Here is a 10,316-nt window from a genome sequence, read left to right as displayed (position 1 = left end):
TCTGATAAATTGTTAAAGAGCATGCCGCGATTATTCAGCGGCGCGGGCTGCGTATATTACGCTTTCCGCTTTATCAGTCAAGCATTTATTTTTGCTTTCCTGACGATTCGAACCTTGTCGAATCTTACTTAACACCGCATTCCGTAAGCCGTTGTGCCGTGTCAGTGGAGGCGCATTATAGGGAGTTCTTCCGGGCTGACAAGCATTTCTTTGAAAATAATTGCCGGATGCCTTTTTTTTAATCGAACGGGTTAAAAGCAGACATTTCCGGGCGAAAAAGCGCACAGAAACAGCCTTCCGCCGTGGAAAATTGCCAACCAGCCCTTTTATGCCGATGCTATGCTGTCACTTCGGTTTCTTGCCAGCTACTGACACCTATATAGAAGGATTTTCGATGATACGATCCGCGCGCAGTATGGCCGGTCTGCCATGGATAGCCGCCATGGCGTTTTTTATGCAGGCACTGGATGCCACCATTCTCAATACTGCGCTACCCGCTATCGCGACCAGCCTCGACCGCTCTCCTCTGGCCATGCAGTCCGCCGTTATCAGCTACACCCTTACCGTCGCCATGTTAATTCCCGTGAGCGGCTGGCTTGCCGACCGCTTCGGCACGCGCAAAGTCTTTATTATCGCAGTGTCGCTCTTTACCTTTGGATCGCTGGCCTGCGCCTTATCGCAATCGCTGACGATGCTGGTGATTTCGCGCATCGTTCAGGGCGTAGGCGGCGCGATGATGATGCCGGTGGCGCGCCTGGCGTTGCTGCGCGCCTATCCGCGTAGCGAACTCCTGCCGGTGCTGAACTTCGTCACCATGCCCGGCCTGGTTGGGCCGATACTGGGTCCGCTACTCGGCGGGTTACTGGTGACCTATGCCACCTGGCACTGGATATTCCTGATTAACATTCCCGTCGGCATTCTCGGCATTATCTATGCGCGCAAATATATGCCGGACTTCACCCTGCCCCGGCGTCGCTTCGATTTTCTCGGTTTCTTATTGTTCGGCGCGGGACTGGTCTTGCTGTCGATCGGCATCGAGCTCTTCGGCGAGCGTATCGTCTCCGCATGGCTGGCGTCTGGCGTACTGGCGGCAGGCGTAATATTGCTGCTTCTTTATATCCTTCATGCGCGCCGCCACCCAGCGCCGCTAATCAGCCTGCCGCTGTTCAAGACCCGCACCTTTTCGGTCGGCATTATCGGCAATATCGCGTCGCGCCTCGGCACCGGCTGCGTCCCCTTCCTGATGCCGTTAATGCTGCAGGTCGGATTCGGCTTTTCGGCGGTGGTGGCGGGCTGCATGATGGCGCCGACGGCCATCGGCTCGATTCTGGCTAAATCGACGGTGACTCAGGTGCTGCGCCTGTTCGGCTATCGCCGTACGCTGGTCGGCATTACCGTCGTCATCGGCATTCTGATCGCCAGCTTTGCGCTGCAGTCGCCGTCTGAAAGCATCATTCTGCTGCTGCTGCCGCTGTTTATTCTCGGCATGTCGATGTCAACGCAGTTCACCGCAATGAACACCATTACGCTGGCGGATTTAAATGATGATAACGCCAGCGGCGGCAACAGCGTGCTGGCGGTGACGCAGCAGCTGTCGATCAGCTTTGGTGTGGCGGTAAGCGCGGCGGTGCTCCGCTTTTATCAGGCGTTCGAAACCGGCACCGTCGAGCAGTTCCATGCGACCTTCCTGACGATGGGCATCGTCACGGTGATTTCGGCCTTTACCTTTGCGCTGCTGCGGCCGGGCGACGGCCGACACCTGATCACCAATCGCGATAAAAAGAAGAAAAGCGCTTAAGTCGAGGCGCGCACCACCAGTTCCGGCGTCAGCACCAGCGTTTGCTGGCTGGCGCCGGGATCGTTCAGGCGATGGATTAAAGTATCGATCGCCAGCTGGCCCAGCTCATCTTTCGGCTGGTGAATCGTGGTCAGCGGCGGCGTCAGATAGCGCGCCAGCTCGATATCGTCATATCCCATCACCGCCATATCCTGCGGAATACGCAATCCCGCTTCAAACAACGCGTGATAAACGCCGACCGCCATCGCGTCGTTGCTGGTGAAAACCGCCTGTGGCGGCGACGCCAGCGCCAGCAGCGCTTTCATGGCGCTGTAACCGCCCTGAAATTCGAAGTCGCTGTTAATCACATAGCCCGCCGGAATCGCCAGCCCGTTTTTCTCCATCGCATGGTAATAGCCCTGCAGACGCATACGTCCCGGGGTTTTATCCAGCGGGCCGGAAATGCAGGCGATGCGGGTATAGCCGCTGTCAATCAGATGCTGCGTCGCCAGTTCGCCGCCCAGCAGCGCATTGTCCTGAATAATATCGCCTCGCCCTTCAAACGGCGCCCAGTCCATCATCACGGTAGGAATAGAAGGATAGCGATTAAGGATAGCTGCCGAGGGCAGATGACTTTCGGTGCACATGATCAGCAGGCCGTCGACGCGCTTTTGCAGCAGCGTTTCCAGGCTGCGGTTCATGCGCTCTTCGTCGCCCGCCGTATTGCAGAGGATCAGGCTGTAGCCGCGCTCGTAACAGCTGTCTTCGACGCCGCGCACCACTTCGGCGTAAAAGGGGTTGCTGCTGGTCGTCAGCAGCATGCCGATGGTGTGCGTCTGGTTAAGCTTAAGGCTGCGCGCCAGCGCCGAAGGCGCGTAGTTCAGCGTGCTGATCGCCCGATCGACCTTCTCGCGCACCGCTTCGCTGACAAAGCGGTTGTTGTTGATAACGTGCGAGACGGTGGAGGTGGAGACGCCCGCCATGCGGGCGACATCTTTCATGGTCGCCAAGGCTTAACCCTGCTGAAGTAGAAAATCGTCGATTTCCGTGCGCCAGGGCACGGAGGGCTGCGCGCCCGGCCGTGTGACGGCGATTGCCGCCGCCGCATGGGCGAAGCGTACCGCGTCATGCAGGCTTTTGCCTTCCAGCCGCGCCGTGATAAATGCGCCGTTAAAGGTGTCACCTGCCGCAATGGTATCGACCGCTTTCACCGTAAAGCCGGCAATGCGCTCGCCTTTTTCGCCCTGCTCGCTCAGCCAGACGCCGCGACGTCCCAGGGTGATCAGCACGGTGCCGATGCCTTTGGCGTGCAGCGCCTCAGCCGCGCGCGCGGCGTCCTCGTCGCTGGAGACAGCGATGCCGGTCAGGCTTTCCGCTTCGGTTTCATTAGGCGTGATGATATCCACCAGCGCCAGCAGCTCATCGTCGAGCGGCGTCGCCGGCGCGGGGTTGAGGATCACCTGCGTCTGGTGGGCGCGCGCGATCTTCGCCGCAGCCAGCACGCTCTCCAGCGGCGACTCCAGCTGCATCAGCAGCGCCGAGGCGTTGACGATGACCTGCTGATGACGCGCCACGCAGTCAGGCGTTAGCGCCGCATTGGCGCCCGCGCAGATGCCGATGCTGTTTTCCCCTTCGCCGTTGACGAAAATCATCGCCACGCCGGTGGGTTCGCCGCTAACGGTTTCAACCGCGGCGGTCTCAACGCTGTCTCGCGCCAGCTGGGCGCGGATACGTTCGCCGATGGCGTCATTGCCAAGGCAGGCGATAAAGGCGATATCTGCGCCAGCTCGCCCGGCGGCGACCGCCTGGTTCGCCCCTTTGCCGCCAAACGCAACGGTATACTGCTCCCCGATCACCGTTTCGCCGGGACGAGGAAAGTGCGTCAGGTTAAGAATGTGGTCAGCATTAATGCTGCCGAGAACGGCCAGTTTTGCGCTTTTGCTCATAGGGTGTGATCCAGAAAGAGTGCGCCACCGGATTAGGGTGGCGCATTGCCCTGCTTTTCTTTGAGTTATTTGGTGACCAGTTTCAGGTCAACGGGATTGATGGCCTGTACTTTCTCACCTTTCAGCACTTTATCGGCGGTATCGACGCCAATCATGCCGATCTTATCCGGCATCTGAGCGACCGTCGCCGCCAGTTTGCCGCCTTCGACCGCTTTCACGCCGTCGGCGGTGCCGTCAAAGCCGACTACCACGACATCAGATTTCCCGGCGGTTTGCAATGCGCGTAACGCGCCAAGCGCCATTTCATCATTTTGCGCAAATACCGCCTGCACGTCCGGATGCGCCTGCAGCAGGTTCTGCATCACGTTCAGACCCTTGGTGCGATCGAAGTCCGCTGGCTGGCTCGCCAGCACCTGGAATTTATGCGCGTCTGAGGCCTGCTTAAAGCCTTCACCGCGCTCGCGCGCCGCAGAGGTGCCGGCAATGCCCTGCAGTTCAATAATTTTGGCGTTGTCGCCCAGACGTTTAGCGATGTAGTCGCCCGCCATTTTACCGCCAAAACGGTTGTCGGAGGCGACATGGCTCACGACTTTGCCCTGCGCCGCGACGCGGTCCAGCGTGATCACCGGGATATTGGCCTGGTTAGCCATTTTTACCGCGTTGCCGACCGCATCGGAATCGGTTGGGTTGATCAGCAGCAGTTTGGCGCCGCGCACGGTCAGATCCTGCACGTTAGCCAGCTCTTTTGCCGGGTTGTTCTGCGAATCCAGCACCACCAGGTTATAGCCCAGTTTGTCGGCCTCTTTCTGCGCGCCCTCTTTCAGCGAGACGAAGAAGGGGTTATTCAGCGTCGATACCACCAGCGCGATGGTATCTTTCGCCACTGCGCTGGCGCTTAATGTCGCGCCGAGGATCACAGCCAGTGCGGTCAACTTTTTCATCATTTCATCCTGTGTAAAGGTCAGAGTTATTTACTGCTTTTGTTATCCACCAGTACCGCCAGCAGGATTACCACCGCTTTTACGATCATCTGGTAGTAGGAAGAGACGCCCATCAGGTTCAGGCCGTTATTCAGGAAGCCCAGGATCAGCGCGCCAATCAGGGTGCCCATAATGCGCCCTTTACCGCCCGCCAGACTGGTGCCACCCAGTACCACCGCCGCGATAGCGTCCAGCTCGTAGCCGGTGCCCGCCGTCGGCTGCGCCGAAGAGAGACGCGCGACTTCGATAGTGCCCGCCAGCGCGGCCAGCATGCCGCTCAGGGCGTAGACGATCACTTTTACGCGGTTAACGTTGATGCCGGAGAGGCGCGTCGCCGCTTCATTGCCGCCCAGCGCGTAGATGTAACGGCCGAGGCGCGTGTGGTGCAGCATGTACCAGGCGAGCAGGAAGACGACGGCCATCAGCCACACCGGCGTCGGAATTCCCAGCGGACGACCGATGCCGAACCAGCCGAAGAGATCGGCGTTGTCGTTGAAGCCGGTATTAATCGGGCTGCCGTCGGTGTAGACCATGGTGACGCCGCGCAGCAGCAGCATCATCACCAGCGTGGCGATAAAGGCCTGCACTTTGCCGCGCGCCACAATAGTGCCGGTGACGGCGCCGATCGCCGCCCCCAGCGCCAGCGCGCCCGCGACCGCCACCAGCGCGTTGACTTCCATGCCCACCAGCGAGGCGGCCACCGCGCCCGTCAGCGCCAGCAGCGATCCCACCGAGAGATCGATGCCGGAGGTGAGGATCACCAGCGTCATGCCGACCGCCATAATGGCGTTGACCGAGGTCTGCTGCAGAATATTGAACAGGTTCGCTACGGTGAAAAAGTTAGGGCTCTGGCTCGCCACCACGGCGATCAGCACGATGAGCGCAATCAGCGATTTTTGCTCCATCAGCCAGGCTTTGCTGAACCAGCGACGGCTGGAGGGTAAGGTTTGGGTGCTCATACAACTAAATCCTCGCTGTGTTGCTTGCCTACGGCTGCCGCCATTAAAGATTCCTGCGTCGCCTGCTCGCGGGTAAATTCGCCGCCGGAACGGCCTTCATGCATCACCAGGATGCGGTCGCTCATGCCAAGCACTTCCGGCATCTCCGACGAGACGAGAATGATGCTTAGCCCTTCGGCCTTGAACTGATTGATAAGCTGGTAAATCTCTTTCTTCGCCCCGACGTCGACGCCGCGCGTCGGTTCGTCCAGGATCAGCACGTTGGGACGCGTCATCAGTCCGCGCGCGATGGCCACTTTCTGCTGATTGCCGCCGGAGAGCAGGCCGATTGCCTGCTCCATTGACGGCGTTTTGATATTGAAAAGACGGATAAAATCGCCCACCGCCAGCTGCTCGGCGGCATGTTTCAGCGTGCCGCTGCCGTTGCTGAAATAACGCAGCGCCGTCAGCGACATGTTCTCTTTTACCGACATGCCCAGCACCAGCCCATCGCGCTTGCGATCCTCGGAGATGTAGACGATGCCGCTGGCCAGGCCATCCTGCGGCGCGCGCGTCACTACTTCGCGGCCGTCGAGCCAGACGCGGCCTTTGCTGCGCGGCAGGGCGCCGTAAAGCAGCTTCATCAGCTCGGTGCGTCCGGCGCCCATCAGCCCGGAGACGCCAAGGATCTCGCCTTTGCGCAGCGTAAAGCTGACGTCATGCACGCCCGGTCCGCTAAGGTTCTCGACCTTGAGGCGAACGTCTCCCGGCGCCTGGTCGAGGCGCGGGTATTGATCTTCCAGCTTGCGTCCGACCATCATCTCGATCAGGCTCTCTTCGCTGAGCTCCTTCACCGGACGTTCCGCAATAAACTGGCCGTCGCGGAAAACCGTCACGTCGTCGCAAATCTCGAAGATCTCTTTCATGCGGTGAGAGATATAGACAATGCCGCAGCCCTGCGCCTTCAGCTCGTTGATCACGCGAAACAGCGACAGCGTTTCGGTATCGGTCAGCGCGTCGGTCGGCTCATCCATAATGATCACCTGCGACTTAAAGCTCAGGACTTTGGCGATCTCCACCATCTGCTGATCGCCGATCGAAAGATCGCCCACCAGCTTGTGACTGTTGAAACGCAGGTTAAGACGCTTCAGCAGCGCGTCCGCCTCGGCGTACATCCGCTTCCAGTCGATACGGCCGAAACGGTTAACGAACTCGCGTCCCAGAAAAATATTTTCCGCCACGGTCAGCTGCGGAATCAGGTTTAGTTCCTGATGAATAATGCCGATACCCGCTTCCTGCGACGCTTTCGGGCCGCTGAAGGTGGTCTCTTCGCCCAGCCAGCGCAGCGAACCCGCGTCGCGGCTGTAGATGCCGGTCAGCACCTTCATCATGGTGGATTTGCCGGCGCCGTTCTCGCCTACCAGCGCCATCACGCGTCCTGAATAGACCGCCAGCGACGCGCTCTTTAACGCCTTTACGCCGGGAAAGGATTTCTCAATCCCCTGGAGCTGTAATAAGGGTTGCATAACGGCCTCAGAAGGTGACGCCAGCGCTCAGGATGACATTCGCAAACGGAGAGCACTCTCCGCTGCGAATGACCGCCTGACTGCGTTGAGTCTGTTGTTTGAACTGTTCATGACTGGTGTAACGCACTGCAATCTTGTTTCCCTGGTGCTGTTGCAAGGCTTCGAGCACGGCGAGAAGCTCGCTATGGAGCTGCGGATTGTGCTGCTTAATCTCTTCCGCAATCAGGGCGCTCTCCACCTGCATCTCCAGCGTGACGGCTTTTACCACCTGCATAAAATCGGGCGTGCCCGGCGTCAGCGCCAGATCGATGCGCTGCGGCCCTGCCGGGATCGGCAAGCCGGCATCGGCAATGGTCAGCGTATCCGTATGGCCCAGGCGGGCAATCACGTAAGAGAGTTCAGCGTTTAACAGGCGACCTTTTTTCATTTTCTGCTCCAGAGCGAAACGTTTCGCTAGCGGCAGTGTATGAAATGGCGGCGGTAACTCAACGGGGGAAATCGAGAAGTGTGATCATTATCGAAACGTTTCGCTCACGCGAAGGCGAATTTGGCTTAGGCGATAACATGGGCCGCTGAAGCGGCCCGGTAAGGAAGGCGTTACGGCGCTTTGCGCACCTGCTTAACGTCAAGTTCGATGCTGTTGAAATCTTTATCCAGCTCGCCCGTCAGCTCAACGCGATCTTTCGGCGTAATGGTCAAACCGTCCCAGCGCTTGTGGTCGATCTCGACTTTCATGGTGCCGGTGGCGTCGCGAAACAGATAATCCTCGTCGCCTATTTGCTTCTCCAGCTGGCCGCGCACGGTGATCCAGCTGTCGTCTTTCATCTCTTCCGCCTGCTTAACGGTCACCACGCTGCTCTGATCGTGTTGAAAACCTCCCTGTTTCGCCTGAACGGCAGGCGCATTCGCATCGACAAATCCGCCCTGAGTCGCGGCAAAGACCGGCGCAGTGGTCAGCGCCAGGATAGCTAAAAGTGCGGCATGCTTTTTCATATAGTCACCTCGTTTCCATGAATGTGTGTTTGGTACGCCTCCTATTAAAACAGCGAGTTCTTAACAGGATCTTAAGAGGTAAAAATAAGCGAAAAGGGGCGATATCGCCTGTACAAGCGTCGTTCTCCTTCGTATAAAGCCTTTGCGGACAAAGGAGGGAAGATGCGCATTTTACTGATTGAGGATGACCGGCTGATTGGCGACGGCATCAAGGCGGGACTGGGCAAATTAGGTTTCAGCGTCGACTGGTTTGTTTCCGGCGATGAGGGTTTCGCCGCGCTGCATGCGGCGCCCTGGGATGCGGTGATCCTCGATCTTTCGCTGCCGCAGCGCGACGGGCTGGAGATTCTGCGCGACTGGCGACAGCAGGGCGCGGACGTGCCGGTGCTGATCCTGACCGCGCGCGACGCCCTCGATCAGCGCGTGGAGGGTTTGCAGCTGGGCGCGGACGATTATCTCTGCAAACCCTTCGCCCTGACAGAAGTCGCCGCGCGGCTACAGGCGCTCATCCGGCGTCGCCACGGCCAGCTGCAGCCGGAGCTGCGTCACGGTAACGTCATTATGCAGCCCGCCAGCCACAGCGTGACGCGCGATGGCGAGCTGGTTCCGCTCAAGAGCCGGGAGCTGGCGCTGCTGGAACTGTTTTTACGCCATCCTGGCCGCGTGCTGACGCGCGCGCAGCTGGAAGAGAAGCTCTACAGCTGGGATGCCGACGTCTCCAGCAACGCGGTAGAAGTGCATATTCATCACCTGCGTAAAAAGCTCGGCGCGAGCTTTATCCGTACCGTACACGGCGTCGGCTATATGCTGGGAGAGCCGCAATGAGCCTGTTTCTCCGGCTCGGCGTCGGCTTCGTGCTGCTGCTCGGCCTCTGCTGGGGCAGCGCCAGCCTGAGCGCCTGGCTACAGACGCGCGACACCATCAACGAGCTATTCGACACCCAGCAGCTGCTGTTCGCTAAACGCCTGATGGCGCTTGACCTCGTCGCACCCGCTGACGCCACGCTGCCCGAAAACAAGGCGCTGCTGCGCCACCATCGCGGCGATCAGGATGACGACGCGCTCGCCTTTGCTATTTTCACCCGAGACGGCAGACCTGTGCTGAACGACGGCGAAAACGGCAGAATGCTACCGTTCGACGCCGAGGCGCAGGGATTTCACGACGGGCGGCTAATCGACGACGACGACGCCTGGCGGTTTGTCTGGCTGACGACGCCGGACGGCCAGCACCGCATCGTGGTGGGCCAGGAGTGGGAATACCGCGACGATATGGCTAAAGCGCTGGTGCAAAGCAGCATTCTGCCCTGGCTTATCGCGCTGCCGCTGATGCTGTTGCTGCTGCTCGGCCTGGTGTGGCGCGAGCTGCGCCCGCTCAAGCGCATCACGCAGCTGCTGGCGCAGCGCGCGCCGGACGACGACAGGCCGCTGGACGCCGGGCGGGTGCCGCTGGAGGTCAGACCGCTGACGGAAGCGCTGAACGGGCTGTTCAGCCGCATCAGCGCCATGGTGCAGCGCGAGCGCCGCTTTACCTCCGACGCCGCCCATGAACTGCGCAGTCCGCTGGCGGCGCTGCGCGTGCAGAGCGAAGTGGTGCAGCTTGCCGCTGACGACGAGGTGATGCGCCTGCACGCTTTGCGCCAGCTGGACGCCGGCATTCAGCGCGCCACGCGGCTGGTGGATCAGCTGCTGACGCTGTCGCGCGCAGAAGCTGAGGACGCGCGCGGCGCGTTTCAGCCTGTCGACCTCCATAGCCTGCTGCAGGAGGCGCTGGCCGAGCAGCTGCCGCACGCCGATCGCGCCGGCGTCGCGCTGCGTCTGGAAAGCCTTGCCGAGCCGGTTATTCAGGGTCATCCACTGCTGCTGTCGCTGCTGGCGCGCAATCTACTGGACAACGCCATCCGCTACACGCCGGAAGGCAGCGACGTCAGGGTCGTGCTGGAGAGCCGCGGGTTGCGCGTCGAGGATAATGGCGCGGGCCTGAGCGAGACGGGGCTGCAGCGTCTGGGCGAGCGCTTCTGGCGGCCGCCGGGACAGGAGAAGAGCGGCAGCGGGCTGGGATTATCGATCGTGCGGAACGTCGCGCAGCTGCACGGTATGCAGCTGCGTTTCAGCCAGCGCGAGGGCGGCGGACTCTGCGTCGCCCTGCGCTGGTAACTA

General features: G+C 60.2%; 10 protein-coding genes. 3 read left to right on the top strand and 7 right to left on the bottom strand.

The window, feature by feature from the left end:
* The first annotated feature begins 394 nt into the window (after positions 1-394).
* Positions 395-1,798 carry a multidrug transporter subunit MdtD gene (mdtD, locus tag B3229_RS09700; protein ID WP_048781234.1) on the top strand — a complete coding sequence of 468 codons (1,404 nt, stop codon included), beginning with the start codon at positions 395-397 and terminating at the stop codon, positions 1,796-1,798.
* On the opposite strand, the gene rbsR is transcribed toward mdtD, so the two are convergent.
* From rbsR to B3229_RS09665, 7 genes are all read right to left on the bottom strand, one after another.
* Positions 1,795-2,787, bottom strand: a complete 993-nt coding sequence (rbsR, locus tag B3229_RS09695; protein ID WP_414692776.1) for a ribose operon transcriptional repressor RbsR — start codon at positions 2,785-2,787, stop codon at positions 1,795-1,797. The genes mdtD and rbsR overlap by 4 nt on opposite strands.
* A gap of 3 nt (positions 2,788-2,790) precedes the next feature.
* A complete protein-coding gene (gene rbsK / locus B3229_RS09690; protein ID WP_286870452.1) occupies positions 2,791-3,723 on the bottom strand; it encodes a ribokinase in 933 nt (310 codons plus the stop codon).
* A 65-nt stretch (positions 3,724-3,788) separates the two neighbouring features.
* Positions 3,789-4,664 carry a ribose ABC transporter substrate-binding protein RbsB gene (gene rbsB, locus B3229_RS09685; RefSeq protein WP_048781237.1) on the bottom strand — a complete coding sequence of 292 codons (876 nt, stop codon included), beginning with the start codon at positions 4,662-4,664 and terminating at the stop codon, positions 3,789-3,791.
* Positions 4,665-4,690: 26 nt separating this feature from the next.
* On the bottom strand, positions 4,691-5,662 hold the full coding sequence (gene rbsC, locus B3229_RS09680; protein ID WP_033755349.1) for a ribose ABC transporter permease: 972 nt from the start codon (positions 5,660-5,662) through the stop codon (positions 4,691-4,693).
* The gene (gene rbsA, locus B3229_RS09675; protein ID WP_286870451.1) at positions 5,659-7,167 is read right to left on the bottom strand and encodes a ribose ABC transporter ATP-binding protein RbsA; all 1,509 of its coding nucleotides are present in this window, start codon (positions 7,165-7,167) and stop codon (positions 5,659-5,661) included. Before rbsA ends, rbsC begins: the two co-directional genes overlap by 4 nt.
* A 7-nt stretch (positions 7,168-7,174) precedes the next feature.
* Positions 7,175-7,594 (bottom strand): D-ribose pyranase, encoded by a 420-nt coding sequence (gene rbsD / locus B3229_RS09670; protein ID WP_033792940.1) that lies wholly within the window; start codon positions 7,592-7,594, stop codon positions 7,175-7,177.
* Positions 7,595-7,764: 170 nt separating this feature from the next.
* The gene (locus B3229_RS09665; protein ID WP_048781239.1) at positions 7,765-8,160 is read right to left on the bottom strand and encodes a YgiW/YdeI family stress tolerance OB fold protein; all 396 of its coding nucleotides are present in this window, start codon (positions 8,158-8,160) and stop codon (positions 7,765-7,767) included.
* Positions 8,161-8,322: 162 nt separating this feature from the next.
* Between B3229_RS09665 and qseB the strand changes: the two genes are divergently transcribed.
* Positions 8,323-8,985, top strand: coding sequence for a quorum sensing response regulator transcription factor QseB (gene qseB, locus B3229_RS09660; protein ID WP_048781240.1), 663 nt, complete (start codon positions 8,323-8,325; stop codon positions 8,983-8,985).
* Positions 8,982-10,313, top strand: coding sequence for a quorum sensing histidine kinase QseC (gene qseC / locus B3229_RS09655; protein WP_286870450.1), 1,332 nt, complete (start codon positions 8,982-8,984; stop codon positions 10,311-10,313). Before qseB ends, qseC begins: the two co-directional genes overlap by 4 nt.
* Positions 10,314-10,316: the final 3 nt, after the last annotated feature.

This window comes from Pantoea sp. UBA5035 (assembly GCF_002415245.1).
GTDB classification, from domain to species: Bacteria; Pseudomonadota; Gammaproteobacteria; order Enterobacterales; family Enterobacteriaceae; genus Pantoea; species Pantoea septica.
Note: the sequence above shows the minus strand (reverse complement) of the source record. Positions and strands in the feature narration are given on the sequence as shown.

Coding starts and splice junctions, on each gene's coding strand:
- qseB (WP_048781240.1), top strand. CDS start 8,323: ATGCGCATTTTACTGATTGAGGATGACCGGCTGATTGGCGACGGCATC.
- mdtD (WP_048781234.1), top strand. CDS start 395: ATGATACGATCCGCGCGCAGTATGGCCGGTCTGCCATGGATAGCCGCC.
- B3229_RS09665 (WP_048781239.1), bottom strand. CDS start 8,160: ATGAAAAAGCATGCCGCACTTTTAGCTATCCTGGCGCTGACCACTGCG.
- rbsA (WP_286870451.1), bottom strand. CDS start 7,167: ATGCAACCCTTATTACAGCTCCAGGGGATTGAGAAATCCTTTCCCGGC.
- rbsB (WP_048781237.1), bottom strand. CDS start 4,664: ATGAAAAAGTTGACCGCACTGGCTGTGATCCTCGGCGCGACATTAAGC.
- qseC (WP_286870450.1), top strand. CDS start 8,982: ATGAGCCTGTTTCTCCGGCTCGGCGTCGGCTTCGTGCTGCTGCTCGGC.
- rbsC (WP_033755349.1), bottom strand. CDS start 5,662: ATGAGCACCCAAACCTTACCCTCCAGCCGTCGCTGGTTCAGCAAAGCC.
- rbsK (WP_286870452.1), bottom strand. CDS start 3,723: ATGAGCAAAAGCGCAAAACTGGCCGTTCTCGGCAGCATTAATGCTGAC.
- rbsD (WP_033792940.1), bottom strand. CDS start 7,594: ATGAAAAAAGGTCGCCTGTTAAACGCTGAACTCTCTTACGTGATTGCC.